The organism is Verticiella alkaliphila, from assembly GCF_018904615.1.
GTDB classification, from domain to species: domain Bacteria; phylum Pseudomonadota; class Gammaproteobacteria; order Burkholderiales; family Burkholderiaceae_B; genus Verticiella; species Verticiella alkaliphila.
Genome location: NZ_JADCNH010000047.1, coordinates 1 through 22412 on the forward strand (window position 1 = coordinate 1; position 22412 = coordinate 22412).

At 67.1% G+C, this 22412-nt stretch carries 22 protein-coding genes and 1 pseudogene; 7 read left to right on the forward strand and 16 right to left on the reverse strand.

Going from position 1 to position 22412, the window contains the following annotated elements; translation table 11 throughout:
* From IMZ29_RS19835 to rimP, 3 genes are all read right to left on the reverse strand, one after another.
* The coding region (locus IMZ29_RS19835) for a translation initiation factor IF-2 associated domain-containing protein (protein WP_216187375.1) at positions 1–430 on the reverse strand (430 nt) is incomplete at its 3' end.
* A 102-nt stretch (positions 431–532) separates the two neighbouring features.
* Positions 533–2020, reverse strand: a complete 1488-nt coding sequence (gene nusA, locus IMZ29_RS19840; RefSeq protein ID WP_216187378.1) for a transcription termination factor NusA — start codon at positions 2018–2020, stop codon at positions 533–535.
* The gene (gene rimP / locus IMZ29_RS19845) at positions 2017–2553 is read right to left on the reverse strand and encodes a ribosome maturation factor RimP (RefSeq protein WP_216187421.1); all 537 of its coding nucleotides are present in this window, start codon (positions 2551–2553) and stop codon (positions 2017–2019) included. The genes nusA and rimP overlap by 4 nt, the downstream gene beginning before the upstream one ends.
* A 350-nt stretch (positions 2554–2903) precedes the next feature.
* On the opposite strand from rimP, the gene IMZ29_RS19850 reads away from it, so the two are divergent.
* Positions 2904–3884 carry an NAD(P)H-quinone oxidoreductase gene (locus IMZ29_RS19850; protein WP_216187379.1) on the forward strand — a complete coding sequence of 327 codons (981 nt, stop codon included), beginning with the start codon at positions 2904–2906 and terminating at the stop codon, positions 3882–3884.
* The gene (locus IMZ29_RS19855) at positions 3884–6289 is read left to right on the forward strand and encodes an FUSC family protein (RefSeq protein WP_216187381.1); all 2406 of its coding nucleotides are present in this window, start codon (positions 3884–3886) and stop codon (positions 6287–6289) included. The genes IMZ29_RS19850 and IMZ29_RS19855 overlap by 1 nt, the downstream gene beginning before the upstream one ends.
* Here the strand turns inward: IMZ29_RS19855 and IMZ29_RS19860 are convergent.
* The 6 genes from IMZ29_RS19860 to rpsP all read right to left on the reverse strand — a co-directional run bounded on the left by IMZ29_RS19860 (position 6236) and on the right by rpsP (position 9627).
* Positions 6236–6604: a DUF167 domain-containing protein gene (locus tag IMZ29_RS19860; RefSeq protein WP_371820368.1), complete on the reverse strand. Its 369-nt coding sequence runs from the start codon at positions 6602–6604 to the stop codon at positions 6236–6238. The two genes, IMZ29_RS19855 and IMZ29_RS19860, sit on opposite strands and share 54 nt — an antisense overlap.
* Positions 6601–7302: a CoA pyrophosphatase gene (locus IMZ29_RS19865; RefSeq protein WP_216187383.1), complete on the reverse strand. Its 702-nt coding sequence runs from the start codon at positions 7300–7302 to the stop codon at positions 6601–6603. The genes IMZ29_RS19860 and IMZ29_RS19865 overlap by 4 nt, the downstream gene beginning before the upstream one ends.
* Positions 7303–7446: 144 nt before the next feature.
* Positions 7447–7839 carry a 50S ribosomal protein L19 gene (gene rplS, locus IMZ29_RS19870; protein WP_216187385.1) on the reverse strand — a complete coding sequence of 131 codons (393 nt, stop codon included), beginning with the start codon at positions 7837–7839 and terminating at the stop codon, positions 7447–7449.
* Between the two features lie 133 nt (positions 7840–7972).
* On the reverse strand, positions 7973–8746 hold the full coding sequence (trmD, locus tag IMZ29_RS19875; RefSeq protein ID WP_216187425.1) for a tRNA (guanosine(37)-N1)-methyltransferase TrmD: 774 nt from the start codon (positions 8744–8746) through the stop codon (positions 7973–7975).
* A gap of 5 nt (positions 8747–8751) precedes the next feature.
* Complete coding sequence (gene rimM, locus IMZ29_RS19880; protein ID WP_216187387.1) at positions 8752–9351, reverse strand: ribosome maturation factor RimM; 600 nt, start codon at positions 9349–9351, stop codon at positions 8752–8754.
* A gap of 18 nt (positions 9352–9369) precedes the next feature.
* On the reverse strand, positions 9370–9627 hold the full coding sequence (gene rpsP / locus IMZ29_RS19885; RefSeq protein WP_216187389.1) for a 30S ribosomal protein S16: 258 nt from the start codon (positions 9625–9627) through the stop codon (positions 9370–9372).
* A gap of 190 nt (positions 9628–9817) precedes the next feature.
* Here rpsP and IMZ29_RS19890 point away from each other — a divergent pair, with 190 nt between their 5' ends.
* The 5 genes from IMZ29_RS19890 (at position 9818) to IMZ29_RS19910 (ending at position 14839) form a co-directional block, all read left to right on the forward strand.
* Positions 9818–10723: a LysR family transcriptional regulator gene (locus IMZ29_RS19890; protein ID WP_216187391.1), complete on the forward strand. Its 906-nt coding sequence runs from the start codon at positions 9818–9820 to the stop codon at positions 10721–10723.
* Between the two features lie 243 nt (positions 10724–10966).
* Entirely contained in the window at positions 10967–12472 is a 1506-nt protein-coding gene (locus tag IMZ29_RS19895; RefSeq protein WP_216187393.1) for an aldehyde dehydrogenase family protein, read from the forward strand.
* Entirely contained in the window at positions 12469–13293 is an 825-nt protein-coding gene (locus IMZ29_RS19900) for a coniferyl-alcohol dehydrogenase (protein ID WP_216187395.1), read from the forward strand. The genes IMZ29_RS19895 and IMZ29_RS19900 overlap by 4 nt, the downstream gene beginning before the upstream one ends.
* A 49-nt stretch (positions 13294–13342) precedes the next feature.
* A complete protein-coding gene (locus tag IMZ29_RS19905) occupies positions 13343–14299 on the forward strand; it encodes a tripartite tricarboxylate transporter substrate-binding protein (RefSeq protein ID WP_216187397.1) in 957 nt (318 codons plus the stop codon).
* Positions 14300–14401: 102 nt separating this feature from the next.
* Entirely contained in the window at positions 14402–14839 is a 438-nt protein-coding gene (locus IMZ29_RS19910) for an NINE protein (protein ID WP_216187399.1), read from the forward strand.
* Positions 14840–14863: 24 nt separating this feature from the next.
* Here the strand turns inward: IMZ29_RS19910 and IMZ29_RS23085 are convergent, their stop codons facing one another.
* From IMZ29_RS23085 to IMZ29_RS19935, 7 genes and pseudogenes are all read right to left on the reverse strand, one after another.
* On the reverse strand, positions 14864–14998 hold the full coding sequence (locus IMZ29_RS23085) for a hypothetical protein (protein ID WP_256445206.1): 135 nt from the start codon (positions 14996–14998) through the stop codon (positions 14864–14866).
* 10 nt (positions 14999–15008) lie between these two features.
* A complete protein-coding gene (locus IMZ29_RS19915; protein ID WP_216187401.1) occupies positions 15009–16130 on the reverse strand; it encodes a PA0069 family radical SAM protein in 1122 nt (373 codons plus the stop codon).
* A 135-nt stretch (positions 16131–16265) separates the two neighbouring features.
* The gene (locus IMZ29_RS19920; RefSeq protein ID WP_216187403.1) at positions 16266–17567 is read right to left on the reverse strand and encodes a sulfate adenylyltransferase subunit 1; all 1302 of its coding nucleotides are present in this window, start codon (positions 17565–17567) and stop codon (positions 16266–16268) included.
* Positions 17567–18484 (reverse strand): sulfate adenylyltransferase subunit CysD, encoded by a 918-nt coding sequence (gene cysD / locus IMZ29_RS22945; RefSeq protein WP_253207303.1) that lies wholly within the window; start codon positions 18482–18484, stop codon positions 17567–17569. Before cysD ends, IMZ29_RS19920 begins: the two co-directional genes overlap by 1 nt.
* A 33-nt stretch (positions 18485–18517) precedes the next feature.
* Positions 18518–19234 carry a phosphoadenylyl-sulfate reductase gene (locus IMZ29_RS22950; protein WP_253207305.1) on the reverse strand — a complete coding sequence of 239 codons (717 nt, stop codon included), beginning with the start codon at positions 19232–19234 and terminating at the stop codon, positions 18518–18520.
* Positions 19235–19438: 204 nt separating this feature from the next.
* A complete protein-coding gene (locus tag IMZ29_RS19930; protein ID WP_216187405.1) occupies positions 19439–21214 on the reverse strand; it encodes an acyl-CoA dehydrogenase in 1776 nt (591 codons plus the stop codon).
* A gap of 113 nt (positions 21215–21327) precedes the next feature.
* A pseudogene (locus IMZ29_RS19935) lies at positions 21328–22304 on the reverse strand (tripartite tricarboxylate transporter substrate-binding protein).
* Between the last annotated feature and the right edge of the window lie 108 nt (positions 22305–22412).

The window sequence follows — 22412 nt, forward strand, 5'->3', positions numbered from 1 at the left end:
CGGGCGCCGCGGCCGGGGCGGCAGCCACGGGCGGCGTGGCGGTCACGGCCGGCGTGTCGAGTGCGTCGGCGGCCGTCGGCACTTCTTCGAGCGCAGCGCCAGCGGCCGAGGCGACTTCACCCTCGGGCACGTCACGTTTGACGAACGTGCGCTTCTTGCGCACTTCGACCTGAATCGTGCGCGCACGACCCGTCGCGTCGGATTGACGGATCTCCGAGGTCTGCTTGCGCGTGAGCGTGATCTTCTTGCCGCCATCGCCGCTCGCGCCATGCGCCCGCCGCAGGGATTCCAGCAGCTGGGTCTTGTTGCCTTCGGTGATGGCGTCGTTTACCGAGTTCACTTGAACGCCGGCACTGCGCAGCTGCTCCAGCAGCGTTGCAGGAACCATCTTCAATTCGTTGGCAAACTCAGTAACCGTATTACTCGACATGCGTTTCCCTCTTCCCCAATAACTACTGCATTCCGTCAGGCCCGGCACCGGCCGGTTCGACGTCAACCGGCCTCGACGTATCCGATATCCCGCACGGATACGTCAATCGCCCGTGCCTTCCTCGAACCAGTGAGCACGTGCCTTGACGATGAGCGCCTTGGCGTCCGCCTCGGGCATGCCGGTGATTTCCACCAGCTCGTCCACCGCGAGGTCGGCGAGATCGTCGCGCGTGAAGACGTCGGAGCCGGCCAGCTTGGCCGCCAGTTCCGCGTCGATGCCTTCGATGCCCAGAAGATCCTGGGCGGCATCCACGCGCTCTTCCTGAGCGATCGCGTCGGTCAGCAAGGCGTTGCGTGCGCGGGTGCGCAGCTCGTTGATCGTGTCTTCGTCGAAGGCCTCGATCTCGAGCAATTCCTGGATGGGCACATAGGCGATCTCTTCGAGGCCCGTGAACCCTTCGCTGATCAGGATGTCGGCGACTTCCTCGTCCACATCCAGCTTCGTCATGAACACCTGACGCAGGCCGGAACGTTCCTCGTCCTGGCGCGCCTGGCTTTCCTCGGGCGTCATGATGTTGATCTGCCAGCCAGTGAGCTCGGAGGCCAGACGCACGTTCTGGCCGCTGCGCCCGATGGCGATCGCGAGGTTGTCCTCGTCGACCACGACGTCCATGGCATGGCGGTCTTCATCAACGACGATGGACTGCACGTTGGCCGGGGCGAGCGCACCGATCACGAACTGCGCCGGATCTTCCGACCACAGCACGATGTCGACCTGCTCGCCACCGAGCTCATTGCGCACGGCCTGCACCCGCGAGCCGCGCATGCCGACGCAGGTGCCGATCGGATCGATGCGGCGATCGTGGGCGACGACGGCGATCTTGGCGCGCACGCCGGGATCCCGGGCAGCGCCCTTCAATTCCAGCAGACCCTGCTCAATTTCCGGCACTTCGTTCTCGAAGAGCTGGCGGATGAAATCCGGCGACGAACGCGACAGGATCACCTGCTGGCCGCGCGCGGCGCGGTCGATCTTGAGCACGAAGGCCCGCACGCGGTCACCCACGCGCAGATTCTCGCGGGGGATCATCTCGGAGCGCGGCAGGCGAGCTTCGACCTTGCCGATCTCGACGATGATGTCGCCCTTGTCCAGCCGCTTGATCGAGCCGGAGACGATGGATTCGCCCCGATCGAGGAAGTCGTTGAGCAACTGCTCGCGCTCGGCGTCGCGGATGCGTTGCAGGATGACCTGCTTGGCCGCCTGCGCGCCGATACGACCGAACTCGATGGGCTCGAGCGCCTCTTCGACGTAGTCGCCCACCTCGACGTCGGCCACTTCGTCCTGCGCGTCCGACAACAGGGTTTCCTTGTCGGGCTCCTGCAGGCCTGCCTCGTCCGGCACGACCAGCCAACGGCGGAACGCCTCGTGCTCGCCCGACTCGCGGTCGATGCTCACGCGAACGTCCGCGTCTTCCTGGAAGCGCTTCTTCATGGCGGATGCCAGCGCGCTTTCCAGCGCACCGAAGACCACTTCGCGCGTGACGTTCTTCTCGCGCGCCAGCGCATCGACCAATAATAGAATCTCGCGACTCATCGCTTTCTGCCCTTGAAATCGAGAACCGGGTCGAGCTTCGCGCGTTCGATTTCATCGAGCGTGAAGTTCAACACCTGGGTTTCGCCTTGTGTTGCTTTCTTTCCCTTCGTCGCCTTCGGCTCATCGATTTCGATGCCGAAGACCGGGGCGTCGCCCTCGGCCGGGGCCGGCGCGCCCTCCTCGGCCAAGTCTTCTGGCGCACGCAGGATACCGGCGTAGACCTTGCGGCCCGCCAGCGCCTCGCGCAGCTTGATCTCGACACGCTCGCCCGCGAAACGACGAAAATCCGATTCGCGGCGCAGCGGCCGATCCGTACCCGGTGTCCCCACCTCCAGCCGCGTGTAATCGAGATTCTCGACTTCGAACACACGGGAGAGCTGGCGTGACACCGCTTCGCAGTCTTCGATCCTCGCCCCGCCGTCTTCGCGGTCGATGGTCACACGCAACAGGCCCTTGCCGGCACGCTCGACGTCAACGACTTCAACACCCAGCCCCGCCACAGATTGTTCAACCAGTGCGTAAAGATCTGCCATAGAAATAAAAAAAATGGGCGGCGCTGCCAACCCATCCCGATGAATCCGGCTGTTTCCAGCCAGGCTGTCGTGAGAAGAAAGATGAGGAGCGCTCAGTAGCGCAACCAACTGCCAGAGCGCTCAGTAGCGCGTCCAACCGCCCCAAAGCGCGCAAATACAGGGCTCATCCAAGCGATAAGCCAAAACGCGGGTGGGATCTTTCTTGTGCCAAGTCCAAGATTCTAAGGGAATTCGCCCCTTTATTCAAGCTAAAGCCTAGGGGTTCTCCCGTGGGCGTCAGCGTCACAGTATAGTGACGCTCTTCATGGTGTCGCCTGGACGCGACGCCGGCCAGCCCGTCAGGAGGACCTATGCGCTACATCGATCACCAGCCCTGCGGCAACGCGGACGTCATGAAGCTCGCCGAGATGCCGGCACCCGAGCCCCGCGACGGCGAGGTGCTGATCGAAGTGCGGTATGCCGGGGTGAATCGTCCGGACGTCGCGCAGCGCGCCGGCAGCTATCCCCCGCCGCCCGGGGCCTCCCCGGTGCTCGGCCTGGAAGTGGCCGGGCGCATCGCCAAGCTGGGGCCTGGCGTCACGGGCTGGCACGTGGGTGATGAGGTCTGCGCCCTGACCCCCGGCGGTGGTTATGCGGAATTCTGCGTGGCGCCGGCCAGCCATTGCCTGCCGGTGCCCGAAGGCCTCAGCCTGCTCGAGGCCGCGTCGCTTCCCGAGAATTTCTTTACCGTCTGGACGAACGTCTTTGACCGCGCCCGCCTGAAGGCGGGCGAGCGCATCCTCATTCATGGCGGCTCGAGCGGCATCGGCCTCACGGCCATCCAGCTCGCCAAGGCCTTCGGCGCCGAGGTCTACACCACGGTGGGCAATGCCGAGAAGGCCGCCTATTGCCGCGATGCCGGTGCCGATACGGTCTTCAATTATCGCGAAGAAGACTGGGCGGCAGAACTCGCCAAGGCCACCGGCAAGCAGGGTGTGAACGTCGTGCTCGACATGGTCGGCGGCGACTACGTCATGAAGAACCTGCGCTCGCTCGCCGTGGACGGCCGCCTGGTGAACATCGCCTTTCTGAACGGCAGCAAGGTGCCCGACTTCGATGCCTCCGTCATCATGGTGCGCCGCCTGGTCATGACCGGCTCCACCCTGCGCCCGCGCAGCGTGGAGGACAAGGCCGCCATCGCGCGCTCCCTGCGCGAGAACGTCTGGCCGCTCTTTGCGAGCGGGCGCCTCAAGCCGCACGTGAACCGCACCTTCCCGCTCGGCGAGGTGGTGGCGGCGCACCAGCTGATGGAGTCGTCCGCGCACATCGGCAAGATCATGCTCGAGGTCTGATGGACCAGGCCGACGCCCTGCGCGTCGGCCGCTCGCCCGACATGGATACCACCCGCGGCAATATCCGCAAGTTCGTCTACGGCCATTACCTGGCCAACGGCATTCGCCAGTCCATCGGCATCCTCGCCCCGCCCTTCCTCGTGATCGGCGTCTTCGACGAGCCGATCATGGGCATGGCAGCCGCCTTCGGCGCCCTGTGCGTCTCGGTCATGGACCAGCCTGGCCCGCTGCAGCACCGCCTGAACGGCATGCTGGGCTGCGCCCTGCTGGGTACGCTCGCCGCGTTGCTCACGGGCATGGCCACGTCCTGGCCCGTGGTGCTGTTGCTCGCCATCCTCGCGCAGACATTCTTCTTCGGTCTGTTCTCGGCCTTCGGACGCAAGGGCGGGATGATCGGCTTCGCCTGCCTGCTCCTGATGACACTCACCATGCACGCCACGGTGACGCCTGCCGTCGCGGCCTGGCACGCGCTCGCCACGCTGGGCGGCAGCCTCTGGTACACCTTCTTCAGTATCTCGGTGAGCCGGCTCGCGCGCTGGCGCGACGAGCGCCAGGCGCTGGCCGTCGCCCTCTTCGCCACGGCGGACTACATCCGCGCGAAGGCGCCGTTCTACGACATCAGTCAGAATCTCGAGCAGAACTACCGCCAGCTCGTGCCCAAGCAGTCCGCGCTCGCCGAGCAGCAACAGGTGGCGCGCGACATGGTGCTGCGCATCCTGCCGCGCGAGCTCGATGAGCGCACGGACCCGCGCCGCGTGCAGCTGGGCAACATCTTCGTCGACATGGTGGACCTGCAGGAGACCATGCTCGCCACCTATACGGACTATGACGTACTGCGCCGGGCACTGCCCGAGAGCGATCTGCTGCTCTTCGCGCACGACGCGCTGCTCAAGCTATCGGCAGAAGTCGAACGCATCGGCATGGCCGTGGCGAGCGGGCGCCCCGTGCGGCGCTCCACGAACATCAAGGCCGAGTTGCGCGCGATGGAGTACGAAGCCGTGCTGCTGCGCAAACGCGACTTTCCGCAGCAGGCGCCAGAGGCCTGGATCGTGATCGTTCAGGTGTTGCGCCGCCTGCGCACCGCCGCCCGCCTGGTCGCGCGCATGCAGGGGCATGCCAGCGGCCGCATGAATCTGGAGAGCCTGTTGCGCGTGGATGGCGGGCTTGCGCAGTTCATGTCGCGCGAGGCCATCAGTCTGTCCCGGCTCACGAGCAATCTCACGCTCACATCGCCGCACCTGCGCTACGCGGTTCGGCTATCGCTCACCGTGGGCGCCGGCCTCGCACTGGCGTGGCTGCTCGACGCGGGCGCACGCTGGCTCAACCTCGATTTCGGCGGTCACGGCTACTGGATCGTTCTCACCATCCTCGTGATCATGAAACCGGGCTTTGCGCTCTCGGGCCAGCGCAACCGGCGCCGGCTGGCAGGCACCATCGTCGGCTGCGCCCTCACCGCTGGCGTCATGACGGTCACGCAGAACCCGATCGCCCTGCTCTGCGTGATGTTCGTCGCGGCGATCCTGAACAACAGCCTGAACACGCTCAACTACCTGTTGAGCGCCGTCTTCAACACCATGCTGGTGCTGCTGTCGTTCCACTTTCTCGCGCCCGGCTCGCTGATGGTCGTGGGCGAGCGCGCCCTGGATGCACTGATCGGCTCGCTGCTGGTGTGGGGCTTCAGCTATGTGCTGCCGTACTGGGAGAACCGCTCGATCCTGAATCTTGCGCGCGCCTCGGTGGCCGCCAATCGCCGCCTGCTCGAGGTGTGCCGCCAGCCGCCGGTCGTTGAATCGGCCGACAAGGCACCGCGCCAGCCGGAGGCCCGCAACGACATCCTGTGGCGGCTCGCGCGGCGCAACGCCAACGCGTCCTTCGCCAACTTCGCCGATGCCTACTACCGGATGATGGCTGAGCCCAAATCCAAGCGCATTGCCGCGGCCTACCTGAACGATCTGCTCGTGCAGAACCACATGCTCGCCGCGCAGATCGGCGCGGCGAGCCCGCTCTTTCATGTGGTGGGGCCGCCCGCCGCGCAACCGGCCGAACTCGTGTCGGTGCTGGATTCGATGGACGCCGCACTCAAGCAATCCGAGAACGTTTTGAGCAACAGCACGGCCGGTCCGGAGCGCCCCGACGGCGTGCCGCAGACGCCGGAAGGCTTGCGCCCGGAAGTGCTGACCGCGGTGGGCAAGGCATTGGAACCGCTTGCCGCGCAGAGCCAGGCGGCCAACGACGACCCCGGTGCAGCGGTATTCGAACCTGCGCATCTCACGCACCAGCTGCGCCAGATGATGCGCACGGTGCAGCGGATCTATGAAGACACCTACGCGGTGCAGGCCCCGCCCGAGTCGCTACCCGCCTTCTCGGCCCAGCGCGCCGAGCCGGTCATCATCCCGCAGGGCTGAGACGATCTGCGGGGCCGCAAGCGCGAGCGGCAAGGCCACGCGCTTGCTGCGGGACGTGAGCCCGGCCACCAAGAGAAGATCGCGCCGGGGCACGTCCAGCCGCTCAGCGAGAAAGGCGAGCAAGGCCGCGTTGGCTTTGCCCTCCACTGGCGGGGCCGCCAGACGCACCTTGAGCGCGTCGCCATGCACACCCTGAACGCCGGGATGCCGCGCGCCCGGCTGCACGTGCAGCTGGATCACCCAGCCGGTGTTGGTGCGGGAGAGCCATGCCGGCAGCGCCGGCACGTCACGCGCCGCGCTCGGGCCCGCGCTCACGCGCGCAACAGGTGATAGAGATTGCGCAGCATGCCCGCCGTGGCGCCCCAGATGAAGCGGTTCTCGTACGGAATCGAGTAATACCGACGCGGCACGCCATCGACCAGCGTAGCCGTGTGCAGACGATGGTTGGCCGGGTTCATGAGGAAGGCGAGCGGAACTTCGAATACCTCGGCCACTTCGAACGGATCGTGCGCCAGCGTGAAATTCGGCTCGGCCAGCCCGATCACCGGCGTCACCTTGAAGCCGGTGGAAGTGAGGTAATCCGGCAGGCTGCCAAGCACATCCACGTACTCGCGCGTCAGACCGGTTTCTTCCTCGGTCTCGCGCAGGGCCGTGTCGACGAGACTGGTATCGGACGGCTGAGCACGGCCGCCCGGAAACGCGATCTGCCCCGCATGATCATGCAGATGGGCGGTGCGCTGGGTCAGGAGGACGTGCAGGCCATCGGCTCGCGTGACGAGCGGAATGAGCACGGCTGCCGCCACGAGCGATTCGCGCCCGGGAAACGGGCGGCGGCTTTCATCAGCCACTTCCGGCGACCAGGCCGGGGGCTGCGTGAAGCGCTGGCGCAGCGCGGCGGGCGTGAGATGCGCGGCATCGATCGGCGCGAAACCGTCGTCGTTGACGATCCAGGGCTGATTCGCCGGGTCGAAAATGGAGGGGGGCCTGCTCTGTCGCTGCGCGATGTCTGACATTCGATCCACACGTCACCCGGCTGAGATCGCGTCGAGCGCGCCGGGCGGTGTCGCTGTAAAAAGCCAAAAAAAAGGTACTCGAGCGAGTACCTTTTATCACATGCCACCCAAGGCCCGAGGGCCTCGGGTGTTACATGACGCGACTCAAGCGCTGGCTTGCGCGGCCTTGGGGGCCTTGCGAACGAGCTTTTCCTTGATGCGTGCGGACTTGCCCGAACGCTCACGCAGGTAGTACAGCTTGGCGCGACGGACGTCGCCGCGGCGCTTGACTTCGATCGACGCGATTTGCGGCGAGTACAGCTGGAACGTACGCTCGACGGCCTCGCCAGAGGAGATCTTGCGCACGATGAAGGAAGAGTTCAGGCCACGGTTGCGGCGGCCGATGACCACGCCTTCGTAGGCCTGGACACGCTTGCGCGCGCCTTCAACCACGTTCACGTTCACGACCACCGTGTCGCCGGGGGCGAACGCCGGGATGGTCTTGTCCGCCGTCAGGCGGGCAACTTCTTCCTGCTCGAGAATCTGGATGAGATTCATGGTAACTCCTGGTGCCATCGTAATGGGGCGGCTTCTTGGAGAGCGCCGGGCAAGACGAACCCGACACACGTATCCCGCCCCGCAGAGGATGGGGTTGAAAAATACAGCAAAGCCAGCGATTTTATCGTGGCTGTCAAACTTCGCCAAGCCCAGGCGCTTCGCGCAACACGCGCTCGTCGTCCTTCGTCAACAAACCGCCCTGCCGGGCAGCCTCGATGAGATCGGGACGACGCGCCAGCGTGAGCCGCAAGGACTGATCGCGTCGCCAGCGCGCGATGCGCGCGTGGTGACCGGAGAGCAGCGGCTCCGGCACAGACACCCCGGCATACACCTCGGGTCGCGTGTAGTGCGGACAATCCAGGAGCCCCGACAGCGAAGGCTCGAACGAATCCTGACGCGCAGACTCGCCGTGATTGAGCGCGCCCGGCAACAGACGCACGGCGGCATCCATCATGGCAAGCGCGCCGATTTCGCCGCCCGAGAGCACGAAATCCCCGAGCGACCACTCATCGGTGACGCAGGCATCGATGAAGCGCTGGTCCACGCCCTCGTACCGACCGCACACGAAGATCGCGCCGGCCGAGACCGACAGCTCGGCGGCGACGCGCTGATCGAAGCGACGGCCGGTGGGCGACAAGAGGATCACGGGCGCACCGCCGTGCCCCGCAGCCTCACGCTCAGCCTGGGCTGCAGCCACGGACTTCACGAGCGGATCGGGCAACATCACCATGCCTGGACCGCCCCCATAGGGACGATCATCGACTGTGCGATGCACGTCCTCAGTGACGTCACGCGGATTCCAGGCGTGCAGAGACCACAGCCCGCGCGCATGCGCGCGACCTGACACGCCGTGCTCGGTAAGCGCCGAGAACATGGCGGGGAACAGCGTCAGGACGTCAAAGCGCAACGCCATCAGAAGTCGAGCGGCCAGTCGGTATCGATGCGGCGCGCGGCCAGATCCACGGATTGCACGTGGGCAGCCACGAACGGCACCATCAGCATGACCTGGCGGCCCTTCGCATCGCGCAAGGGCTCGCCTGCGGGATCGATGCGACCGATGTGCAGGACGGCATGCGCCCCGTTGTCGATGACTTCGATCACCGTGCCCAGGACGACAGGCGACTCTCCGTCCAGGCCATGGACGGTGCAGCCAATCAGGTCGACCCAGTAATATTCGTCGTCGTCCGCGGCGGGAAACGCCGCGCGAGACACCCAGACGCGATAGCCGCGCAGGGCTTCCGCACTTTCGCGGATATCCAGGCCCTGGAGATGGGCAACGACATGACTGCCCTGCGTACGAGACTTCAGGACACGCCACGCCTGCGGTGCCGTTGCGGGGGCAGAATCGCCCGCCGGCGGCAGCTTGGCAAGCCACCATGTCTTCGCCCCGAGAAGGGTATCGGACCTGGCGGTGTGCGCCTCTACCTTGACCCAGCCGCGGATGCCGTAGGCACCCGTGACACGGCCCAGCTCGACGAGATCAGACGGCGCAGCGCCGACGGCATCAGGCAAGGCCACGGACACCAAAGATCAGGCAGCAGCCGAGGTCTTGCTGAATTGCTTCACGAGGCGCTCGACGGCGGGCGACACTTGGGCGCCGTTGTCCGTCCAGTGCTTCACGCGATCGAGCGACAGGCGCAGGCCTTCTTCGCCTTCGCTGGCAACCGGATTGTAAAAGCCGACGCGTTCGATGAAACGGCCATCGCGGCGGTTGCGCGAATCGGTCGCAACGACGTTATAGAAAGGGCGCTTCTTGGAGCCGCCGCGAGACAAACGAATCACCACCATTTGGTAATCCCCTAAGCGTTGGTGTAAATACAAAGCCAGCTAGTATAGCCGGTACCTGGCAAAGATGGCAAACCTTTCCCTGGTGCCATTGTAGACTGCGTGGACGCAATCCCCTGGGATTCCGCCGGAGTTTCCGCGCAAACACCCTGATTCCGCCTGCAAGAAAGCCCAACGTCGCGAGACCTGTTCCATGCGCATCCAGCAACTCGAACTGCTTCTGGCCGTGGAGCGCACGGGCAGCCTGACGGCAGCCGCCGAGGTCCTGTGCGTCTCTCAGCCGGCCGTCACCAAGATGCTGCGCAGTCTGGAAGAGGATTTCGGCACGCCGCTCGCCGTGCGCAATTCGCGCGGCATCCGGCTCACGCCGGCAGGCCAGTCGCTCGCGGCACGGGCAGCCAGCATGCTGCGCGAGCTCCAGCGTGCGCGCGACGAGGTGGCCTGGCACCAGGCTCAGCCCGCCATCCAGGTCAGCGTGGGCGCATCGCCCGCCGCCGCCATTCTGCTTCTGCCGGGCGCAGCCGATCGCCTGCGCCAGCGCTGGCCCCAGGTCCGGCTGAAAGTCGTGGACGCGAACTACCCGCAAGCGCTCACCCAGGTTCGCAATGGCGAGCTCGACATCGCCGTCGTCCCCCTGCCGGATGCCGACGATGCCAGCGATCTGACGAGGCAGCCCTTATTCGAGAACGCCGTCGTGATCGTCGCCCACCGCACGCATCCGCTGGCCGGCGCGCGCAGCCTTGCCGCGCTCAGCACAGCGCGCTGGGTGCTCACGGGCCCTGTCGGCGGTTTTGGCGATCCGGTGCGCCTGCCCTTCGCCGCGCGCGGACTGGCCGTGCCACCTGTCTGCGTGGAATGCCAGTCGTTCTCGACACTGCTCGCGCTGCTGCCCCGCGCCGACCTCGTGGGCGTGCTGCGGCGCCGCTTCTTCGAGCTGCACGCGCCTCACTACGATCTCGTCGCCCTGCCGATCGAGGAGCCGTTGCCCACGGTGGCCATCCACGCCATCGTGCGCGCAGACGCCGTGCTTACGCCGCCCGCCCGCTTGCTGCTCGACGCCCTCGTCCACGAGGCAGCGGGCATCCACGCCAACGCCTGATTCTCCAGGCTGCGGCCGCGCCATAACCCGCAGTTATGGTGATCAGAAAACGTCAGTCCGCGTGCCTGTCGAGCGCCGTAGGATGCCGTTATGACGCAACGGCAAGTCGCGGCGCGCGCCAGGCGCACCCCCTTGCCGACAGACATGCGGACCGTCCTGCTCGCCTGGGCAGGACGTGACCCGTGCCCGCGCCATCCACCCTTGCAAACGAGGAGACACGGGCCAGCCGCCCGTCACGGCATCATGACTATCGGAATGGACGGCACGCCCGTCGTCACCACGCTGTACATCGACGGCCAGGCGCGCCCGGCGCAGGCGGGCCGCACCTACGCCATCACGAACCCCGCACGGCCCGACGAGCTCGTCGGGCATGCGGCCGCTGCGAGCGCCGATGATGCGGATGCGGCCGTGCGGGCCGCGCATCGCGCCTTTCCTGCCTGGGCCGCGCTCAGCTATGGCGAGCGTGCGGCCCGGCTGCGGCGCGTGGCAGAGCTGCTCGTCGAGGACGCGCAAGACGTGCACGACCGCTCAGTGCTCTTCACGCGCGAACATGGCAAGGTTCGTCGCGAGACGCTTCTCGAGATCTCGCGCCTGGGTGAACGCTTTCGCCAGAGCGCTGACTATGCCGAGCGGCTCGCCCGCGACGAACACATCGCCGGGCCGCCGTTCGACACCATCGTCACGCGTCAGCCGCGTGGAGCTGCAATCCTCATCGTGCCCTGGAACTGGCCGCTCGCCATCCTCGGCGCCAAGCTGCCGCAGGCGCTGATGGCGGGCAACACGGTGGTCGTCAAGCCCGCGGAGAACTCGGCCCTGGTGCCGACCATCACCTTGCAGCGCATCGCCGCGGCGCTGCCGCCGGGCGTGGTCAACATCGTGACCGGCTCCTCCGCCGAGATCGGCGATGTGCTGACCGGGCATCCGCTCGCTCGCTTCGTCAACTTCACGGGCTCCGTGCCCATCGGCCGCCACGTGATGCGTACCGCAGCGGCCCACCTCACGCCGGTCACGCTGGAGCTCGGCGGCAATGACCCGGGCATCGTGCTCGCCGACGCCCAGCTCGACGAGGCCGCGTTCCAGCGACTCTACCTGGGAGCCTTCATGTCCACGGGGCAGATCTGCATGGCGCTCAAGCGGCTGTATGTGCATCGCTCGCGCTATGACGAGGTGGTGAGCGGACTGAGCGCCGTCGCCCAGGCCCAGGTGGTGGGCGACGGGCTGCTCCCCGATTCCACAATGGGCCCGCTGAACAACCGCAAGCAACTCGAGGTAGTGCGCGGCATGATCGACGAAGCCCGGGCAAGCGGCGCCGACGTCGTCGAGCTTGGCCAAGTGCCCGACCCCGCGCTGTACGCCCAGGGCTACTTTCAACGCCCCACGCTGGTCTTCGATGCCGACCCTCGCCTGCGGGTGGTGCACGAGGAACAGTTCGGCCCGGTGCTCCCGATCCTGCGCTTCGACGATGAAGCCGACGTCATCGCGCAGGCGAACGACTCGCCCTTCGGCCTGTGCTCCTCCATCTGGACCACGGACCGCGACCGGGCCATCGCCCTCGCCCGCCGACTCGAGGCGGGCTACACCTACCTCAACGCCCATGGCCCATCGGCGCAGGACGGCCGGGGGCCGTTCGGCGGCTTCAAGCAATCCGGCATCGGCCGCAACCTCGGTTACGAGGGCGTGATCCAGTTCCAGGGCTACCACGCCATCTCCGGCCCGGCGGGCTGGCTTCTTGAAGGATCCCCGGCATGACCGTGCTCTCCTCTTCGCTCGCGAGCAAACACATGGTGGTGACCGGCGGCGCGACCGGCATCGGCGAGCAGACCTGCGCGCTGCTGCAGGCGCAGGGCGCCCGTGTCACCGTGCTGGACATCCGAGCACCTGCCAACCCGGCCACGCGTCACCTGGGGCTGGACCTGGGCGACCCGCAGGCCATCGACCGCGTGCTTGCGGCCCTCGACACACCGATCGATGCCTTGCTGAACGTGGCAGGACTGCCGCCTCGAGCGGGTCAGGCCGCACAGGTGCTGCGCGTGAACTTCTTCGGCCTGCGCCGGCTCACGCTGGGGCTGCTGCCCCGCCTGGTGCCGGGCGCGGCCATCGTGAACGTGTCGTCCCGCGCAGGCCTGCAATGGCGCGAGCACATCGAGGAAGTCAAGGCACTGATGGCGCTGCCGGACGAGGCCGATCTCGACGCCTTCTGCGCGGCCCGCGGCATTGACGATACGCGCGCCTACAACCTGTCGAAAGAGGCCGTGACGGTGTGGACCAAGGCCCAGACCGAGGCGCTGATCGCCCGTCAACTGCGCATGAATTCGATCAGTCCGGGGGCGATCGCCACGGGCATCCTGGACGACTTCAAGGCGGCCTTCGGCGCGCGCGTGGGCCACATGGTGGCGCGCGTGACACGCCCCGGCCACGCCCGGGAAGTGGCAGAGATCGCCGTGTTCCTCGCCAGCCCCGAGAGTGGCTGGCTTAAGGGCGTGGACATCCCCGTCGATGGCGGCATGGGTGCGCTGGACGTCATCGACACCTGCGGGCTGACGCCAGACACGACAGACCAGCACCACTGAGATTTCCATGGAGGCCCCACGGGCCTCATCACAATAAGCGGAGACAACCATGCATTTGCGACACACCCTGGCGGCCATGTGTTTTTGCCTGAGCGCCACCACGCCCGCCCTTGCCAGCGAATCCCAGCCGCTGCGCATCGTGGTGGGCTTTCCAGCAGGCGACGTCAACGACATCCTCGCGCGCCTTATGGCCGAGAAGATGCGTGCCTCGCTCGACCGACCGGTGCTCGTCGAGAACCGTGCCGGCGCAGGCGGCATCATCGCCGCCGAAAACGTGAAGGCGGCCGCGCCTGACGGCAACACCGTGATGCTTGCTCCCTTTGCCACGATGGTGACCTTCCCGCACACCTTCGACAAGCTGCGCTACGACCCGGCGCGCGACTTCGCGCCCGTGGCCCTGGCCGCGACCTTTGATCTGGCCATCGCCGTGCGCGCCGATGGGCCGAAGACGCTGGCCGAACTGACCGACGCGGCGCGCAAGGACGTGAACCTGCGCAACTTCGCCTCGCCCGCCGCCGGCAGCCTGCCGCACTTCTTTGGCCTGCTGTACGGCCAGAACGCGAAGATGGAGATGACCCACATCTCGTATCGCGGCGACCCACCCGCCAAGCAGGCGTTGCTCGCCGGCGAGATCGGGATGATGGTCGCCCCCGTCGGCGCTTTCCTGGAACTTGCCAAGGGCGACCGGATTCGCATTCTGGCCACCTCCGGGCAGCAGTCGAACGTGCTCACGCCTACGGTGCCGACCTTCAAGTCGCTGGGGCTCGACCTCGTGGCATCGCCCTGGTATGCGATGTATGCCCCGGCAGGCACGCCAGCGCCGGTGGTCGACGCCCTGTCCAAGGCCGCACTGGCCGCGGTGAACGACCCCGACGTGCGCAAGCGCCTGGCAGACATCGGCCTCACGCCGGGCGAGGCCGGACCGCAGGCCCTGGCCGAGATCATGCGCAAGGACGATGCGACGTGGGCGCCGATCATCCAGGCCTCGGGCTTCAAGGCCAACTAACGCGGCGATGGGCCCTGGCGGATGGCGACGGCGATGTGCCCGCATCGCCGGGCCGACTGACCACCCCTGGCTGAGCTACACCCTGCAGGTATAGTACCGGGCATGTCCTCCGTGATCGCCAGCCCTGCACCCGCCCCCCACTTCCGAAAGAAGACCGTGGCCGCCACCCTCGCCCTGCTGCTGGGCTGGGCGGGCGCGCATCACGCCTACCTGGGGCGGCGGCTTGCCTGGGTGCCGCTGGTCTTCACCGTGCTGATCGTGGGCATCGCGCTCTGGCGTGATCCGCCCCTTTTCAGTCAACTGCCCTACTACCTGGTCCTGATTCCCCTGGCCGCGGGCTTCGTCGAATCGGTGGTGCTCTGCCTGATGGCCGACGCGCGCTTCGACGCCCGCTACAACGTGGGACAGGAACGCCGATCGGCCAACAGATGGGGGGCGATCGTGCTGGGCATGGTGGCGCTGAACCTGGGCATGTTCGTGATCCTGCTGCACGTCGTCATGGCGTCACTCGCCATGGTGGACGGCACGCTCGGACTCTGAACCCGCGCGCAAGCGACCTGCCGGTCAGAAGCCGGCGGCCCCACCGAGCCACAGCAGCCCCGGGATCATGACAGCCCAACCCACGGCCAGCAGGGCTTCGCCCCAGGCGGCACCGAAGCGCGGGGTCGAGTTAAAGGCATTGCGATTCTTGCGGCGCATGATGGCTCCTTCAGAAGAGTGACTGCTGGCCAGGGGCGGCCGGCGGAATGAACTGGCTCGTGTCCAGATCGAAACGGCGCCGACCGAATCCGGCTCGGCGTGTAGCCAGCGCAAAGCGCTGGGCAAAGAGATCGGCCCAGATACCCTCGCCTTTCATGCGGGACCCGAACCGGGACGAGGCGCGCTCACCGCGCTCGTTGCGGGCGCCGCCCAGATCCTCGACCCGGGCGAGCACACGCTCGGCACGGTCCGGGAAATGGGCGTGCAACCACTCGGTGAAGATCTCGCGCACTTCGAAAGGCAGACGCAGCGTGGTGTAGCCCGCCGTGCCGGCACCAGCCTGCGCGGCCGCCTCGAGCACATGCTCGAGCTGGTCATCCGTGATGAAGGGAATGACCGGCGCGACCATCACCCCAGTGGGAATGCCGGCTTGCGACAGGCGTTGAATGGCCTGGATGCGCCGCCACGGCGCGCTGGCCCGGGGCTCGAGCGTGCGCGCCACCGCGGCGTCCAGCGTGGGAATGCTGAAGAACACCATGACCAGGCGCCGCTGCGCGAGCGACGTGAGCAGATCGAGATCACGCTCGATCAGGGCATTCTTGGTGATCACGACCACGGGGTGCCGGGTCTCGTCCAGCAGGGCCAGCACGCCGCGGGTGAGCTGCCAATCGCGCTCGATGGGCTGATAGGGATCCGTGGCCGACCCGATGGTGACCGTACCCGGGCGATAGCCCCGCGCCGCAAGCTCCGTGCGCAGCGCGGCGACCGCGTTGACCTTGGCCACGAGGCGGGTCTCGAAATCCAGCCCGGGCGAATAGCCCAGGTAGGCATGCGTGGGCCGCGCATAGCAGTAGGTGCAGCCATGCTCGCAGCCGCGATACGGATTGATGGCCCGATCGAACGGGATGTCTGGCGAAACGTTGTAGGACAGAAGCCGGCGCGCCTGCTCCTCGCGCACCGTGGTGCGCAGCGGCGGCAGCACCTCATCCGTCTCGAAGCCCGAGGCCCAGCCGTCGTCCACACCCTCGCGCTCGTCGCGCTGAAAGCGGTGCGCGACGTTGGCGACCGCCCCCCGGCCACGCACAGGGGCGGCGGCGGATCGCGGAACGAAGGTGAGCGGCTTCGGGTTCATGCGGTGTACTGTACATACGAACAGCACTGGATGCAACAACAGTTACATTGCTTCCGCAGACACGTGGGGCGCAGAGACAACAACGCCCTGGTGGAGCGGACTCCACCAGGGCGTCTGGCGCGAAGCGAGGAGCGCTCAACCCACGCTGCGCACCATGCCCGCAGCCGCCGTCTGATGCGTGGCCGGGTCGATCAGGATGAAGGCGCCCGTGGCAGGCTGCGCGTCATAAGCGTCCAGCGCCAGGGCCTCGCGCGTGGCGATCGCAATCCGCCCGATGTCGTTCATGGCGAACGGGGCATCTTCGCTCTGCACTTCCTGCAGCGACTGGATGTCACGCCGCGAAAGCACGCCTTCCACGCGCGCCGTGGTGAGGCGCGTACCCTGCTTGAGCAGGTACTTGCGCTGCGGATTCAGCGCCTGGCTGTCGAGCCAGCACACTTCCGCCTCGAAGCGACGTGCGACGGTGCTCGGCGCCGCCTCATGGGCGAACGAATCGCCCCGCGACACATCCACGTCGCGATCGAGCACCACCGTCACGGCCGTGCCCGCCGGCGCTGCTTCCAGATCGCCATCGAAGGTCACGAGACGCGCCACCACGGCCGTCGCGCCCGACGGCTGCACGACGATGCTGTCGCCCCGGCGCAGCACGCCGCTCGCGACCTGGCCCGCATAACCGCGGAAGTCGTCCTCGCGCGAGCCGCCGTGACGCGCCACGAGCTGCACCGGAAAGCGCATCGGAGCCTGGGCGGCATCGTCGAGGGCCGGCAGCGCCTCGAGCAGTTCGAGCAGGGGCGCGCCCTCGTACCACGGCGTCTGGGCCGACGCCGTCACGACGTTGTCGCCACCCAGCGCAGAGATCGGCAGAATCTGAAAGCGCGCGATACCCAGGCGCTGCGCAAGATCCGCATAGGCCGCCGAGATACGCTCGAAGACCTCGCGATCCCAGCCGACAAGATCCATCTTGTTGACGGCGACCACGATGTGCCGGATGCCGAGCAGATGCGCGATCGTGCTGTGCCGGCGCGTCTGCGGCAGCAGCACGCCGTCGCGGGCACGGGCCGCATCGATCAGGATGATGGCCACATCCGACGTGGAGGCGCCCGTCACCATGTTGCGCGTGTACTGCTCGTGGCCCGGCGCATCGGCCACGATGAACTTGCGCCGCGGCGTGGCGAAGTAGCGATAGGCCACGTCGATCGTGATGCCCTGCTCGCGCTCGGCCTCCAGGCCGTCGGTGAGCAAGGAGAAATCGATGGCATCGCCTTCGACGCGGCGGTACTTGGCGCGCGAGATGGCGGCCATCTGATCGGCGAACACGCCCTTGCTGTCATAGAGCAGGCGGCCGATCAGGGTGGACTTGCCGTCGTCGACGGAGCCTGCCGTGATCAGGCGCAGGACGCTGGTCTCGCCCAGGAAGGGATCGGAGATGGCGTTCATCAGAAATATCCTTCTTTCTTGCGACGCTCCATGGACGCCTCGGAGGTCTGGTCGTCCATGCGCGTGGCGCCGCGTTCGGTGATGTCGGTGATCGCGGTCTCCGCGATGATGGCAGCCGGGCTGTCGGCCGTGGAGGCCACCGGGCAGGTGCAGGAGATGTCGCCCACGGTACGGAACCGCACGGTGGTGACTTCGGGCGTCTCGCCCGCGGCGGGCGGCGTGAGCGGCGTCACCGGCACGAGCAGGCCGTTGCGGCGCACCACCTCGCGTGCATGCGCGTAGTAGAGCGAGGGCAGCGCGAGATTCTCGCGGGCGATGTACTGCCACACGTCCAGTTCCGTCCAGTTCGAGATCGGGAACACGCGCATGTTCTCGCCCTTGTGCACCTGCGTGTTGTACAGGTTCCAGAGCTCCGGTCGCTGGGCCTTCGGATCCCACTGGCCGAATTCGTCGCGAAACGAGAAGATGCGCTCCTTGGCGCGGGCCTTCTCTTCGTCACGACGGGCGCCGCCGATGCAGGCATCGAAGCCGAACTCCTCGATGGCCTCGAGCAGCGTCACCGCCTGGGCGGCATTGCGCGAATCCGTCTCGCGGCGCAGCACCACGCTGCCGCGGGCGATGGAGTCCTCCACGCTGCGCACGATCAGCTGCTCGCCAAGCTCCGCCGCGCGGGCATCGCGAAACGCGATCACTTCGTCGAAGTTGTGGCCAGTGTCAACGTGCAGCAACGGAAACGGGAAGGCGCCCGGGCGAAAGGCCTTCTCCGCCAGGCGCAGCAGCACCACGGAATCCTTGCCGCCGGAAAAGAGCAACACCGGCCGCGCGCATTCGGCGGCCACTTCGCGCAGGATGTAGATGGCCTGGGCTTCGAGCCAGTCCAGATGCGTGCGCGTGCGGGTATCGAGGGTCGTTGTCATGAATTCGGATCGTTCAGCAAAGAGGTTGCCGGGTCAGCCGCGCGGGACGAAGCGCAGCGGTTGCGCCTGGCCATCGGCATGGACGAGGTTGCCGGCGTGCAGGCCGCATTCTTTGGAATCGGAGGATTCCCACCACCAGCGGCCGGCGCGCGGATCTTCGCCGGGGCGGACCGCGCGCGTACAGGGATCGCAGCCGATCGAGGGATAGCCCTTGTCGTGCAGCGGGTTGTAGGGGATGTCGAACTCGCGGATGGCACGCCAGACATCAGCCTCGGACCATTCCGCCAGCGGATTGAACTTGTAGAGACCGAAGGTCTCGTCGTGTTCTTCCAGGGCAAGCTCGGTGCGGCTCACGGCCTGCTCGCGACGCTGCCCTGTCATCCAGGCACTGCGCCCGGCAAGCGCCCGGCGCAGCGGCTCGACCTTGCGGATGCCGCAACACGCCTTGCGCAGGGCGAGGCTCTCATAAAAGGCAAAGGCACCATGCGCCTGGACGTGCGCTTCGACCGCGTCGGCATCAGGATGTACGACGTCCAGGGCCAGGCCGTAGCGCTCGCGCACGCGCGGGATCATCGCGAGCGTCTCGTCGGGCAGCCGCCCGGTATCCAGCGTGAACACGTGCACCGTGGCACCGCTTTGCGCGATGGCGTGCGTGAGCACCATGTCCTCGGCCGCGAGCGAGCTGGCGAACGCCAGGTCGGGGTGACGGCGCGCCGCATCCGTCACCGTGTCAAGTAGCCGCTGCCACATATCGTTATTCCAATTTCCCAAACCAGCATCGTGGCATGCAGGCCCAGTCATGGAAACGAAGAAATCGCAGGTTGTAAATTACAGGGAGTCATAAAGAACGGCGGTATTCCTCTGTTGAGGGAATACCGCCGTTTGCGCAGGCGCACGGGTGTGCGCCGTCCTGTGCTGGCGGCGCCTAGGCTGCCCCAGGCGCATCGGCACGTCTCAGGCGACGGGCCAGCGCACGGCCTCGCTGCCTTCGACGATGGCCACACGAAGGGCGCGGGTGCGCGGCAGCAGATGCGCGGCGTGGAATTGCGCCACCGTGCGCTTGCCCTGGGCAAACGTCGTCGATTCCGTCTGGCTGGCCAGCGCGGCGCGCGCCATCTGCCAGCCGCTATGCGCGAGGCCCGCGAGCATGAGGTAAGGCACGCTGCCCGCGTACACGCCGCGAGCGTTCTCGCGCGCGTGTTCGAGCAGCCACGCCACCACGGCTTCGTAATCATCGGCCGCCTCGGCAAGACGGCGCCCGATGGCCTGCAGCCCGGCATCCCCCGCGGCGAGCTCGCTCACCGTCTCGCGCATGCCTGCGATGAATCCCCGTGCCACCGCGCCGCCATCGCGCAGCGTCTTGCGTCCCACCAGGTCGTTCGCCTGGATGGCCGTGGTGCCTTCATAGATCGGCAGAATGCGCGCGTCGCGGTAGTACTGCGCAGCGCCCGTCTCCTCGATGAAGCCCATGCCGCCGTGCACCTGCACCCCCAGCGAGGTCACCTCCAGCGACATCTCGGTGGAGAAGCCCTTCACGATCGGCACCATGTATTCGTACTGCGCGCGCTGGCGGGCCTGCGCGTCGGGCGTCGCGCCTTCATGCGCATGGTCGTACATGGCCGCGGCTACGTAAGCCATGGCGCGCGCGCCGTCCGTGAGCGCGCGCATGGTGAGCAGCATGCGCTGCACGTCCGGGTGACGGTCGATGGTGTCAGCCACGTTCTGACTGTCGATCGCCCGGCTCTGCACACGTTCGGCCGCATAGGCGGCCGCCTGCTGCGACGCGCGCTCGGCCACGGCCACCCCCTGCAGGCCCACGGCGTAGCGCGCGGCGTTCATCATGATGAACATGTACTCCAGACCGCGATTTTCTTCGCCGACCAGGTAGCCGATGGCCCCCTGCCCCACTTCGCCCTTGTCGTCGCCGAAGATCAGCACGGCCGTGGGGCTGCCGTGGATCCCGAGCTTGTGCTCGATCGAGGCGCAGTACACGTCGTTGCGCTGGCCCAGGCTGCCATCGTCCCCCACCATGAACTTGGGCACGATGAAGAGCGAGATGCCCTTCACGCCAGCCGGCGCGTCCGGCGTGCGCGCCAGCACCAGGTGAACGATGTTGTCTGCGACGTCGTGCTCGCCCCAGGTGATATAGATCTTCTGGCCGCTCACGCGGTAGGTGCCGTCGCCCTGCGGCACGGCGCGCGTGCGCACCTGGGCCAGGTCCGAGCCTGCCTGCGGCTCGGTGAGATTCATCGTGCCGGTCCAGACGCCTTGCACGAGCGAGGGCAGATAGCGCTGCTTTTGTTCATCCGAACCCGCGGTGAGCAGCGCCTCGATCACGCCGTCCGTGAGCAGCGGGCACAGCGAGAAGGCCAGATTGGCAGCGTTGAGATTCTCTACGCAAGCCGCGCCGACGAGCTTGGGCAGGCCCTGGCCGCCGACGTCCTCCGGGTGCTGCAAGCCCTGCCAGCCGCCATCGCGGAACTGCGCATAGGCCTCACGAAAGCCCGGCGAAGTCGTCACCTTGCCGTCGTGCCACTGCGCGGGCTGGGTGTCGCCCACTCGGTTCAAAGGGGCCATCACGCCCTCGACGAACCGCGCGTTCTCCTCAAGGACGGCGTCGACCGTATCCGGATCGAGCTCTGCCCAGGCGGGCAGTGCCAGAACCCGGTCGAGACCGGCCAGATGCTTGAGAACGAAACGAATGTCGTCGATGGGTGCCAGATAGGTCATGTTGTCTCCGCCAGGAATTCGCGCGGTTCTCTGCCCGATCCCGGGTCCCGCCGCGCGAATCGACAACTATACCGCTCCGCTCGGCGGCACGCCGCGAGACTTTGAGACGAGCGTCAGTTCGCGCTGGCCGCTCCGGCCTGCGCCAGCCGTCGGCCGCGCTCGCCCTCCTCGCGGGCGAAGGCCGCGAAGGCTGCCACCGATTCGGCCGGATCGACCTCCTCGTAGCCGGCCGCCATGCTGGCCTTGACCTGTTCATCGGCGAGCAGGCGATGGGTGGCCTCGAAGAGCTGCTGCACCACGGCGTCGGGCGTGCCCTTGGGCGCGAAGATGCCCCACCAGTTGGAGACGTCGTAGCCGGCCACCGTCTCGCCGATCGGCGGGTAGTCGATGAGCTTGGATCGGGCACCTGATGTCACGCCCAGGCCCACGGCGCGGCCAGCGTCGATCACGGTCTTGGCCGACGGCGCGGTGGCGAATGAAATGTGGGTATCGCCCGACGCCACGGACTGCACGGCGGGCGCCCGCCCTTGAAGGGAATGTGCATGAGCTCGGCATCCGCGAGTTCCATGAAGGCGACGGCGCTCAGGTGCGTGATGACGCCGTTGCCCGAGGACGCCACGTTCAGGCTGCCCGGCGCGGCACGCGCCCGGTCCACGAGATCCTGCACGTTCTTGAAGCCCAGCGATGCATTGGCGATCAGCACCATGGGCGCGGTCGTGAGCTTGGCCACGGGGACGAAATCGTCGGGCGTGTAGTCCACGTCGTAGAGCACCATGTCGCTGCCCATGACGCTGGAGTTGCCGAGATACAGGGTATGGCCATAGGGCTTGGCGCGCGCAGCCATGCTGGCCCCGATGGTGGAACCCGCGCCAGGCCGGTTCTCCACCACCACGGTCTGGCCCAGCTCCTTGGACAGGGCGTTGGCATACACCCGCCCGACGTGATCGGCGCCACCGCCGGGGGGAAAGCCCAGCACCAGGGTGATGGGCCGAGTCGGATAGCGCTCGGCAGCGAGCGCGGGCCCCGCCCCCAGCACGCCAGCGAGCAGTCCGGCCGCCAGGGCCGCGGGCAAACCAGCACGTGTCTTCATGGTGTCTCCTCGTTCTCGTTCAGGTGATGGCCGTCGTCGCGCGGCCGTGACGACGGGTACGTGCCAGTCGTCTTCCTGCCTGTCTTGCGCCCCGGCGCTGCGGGCGCG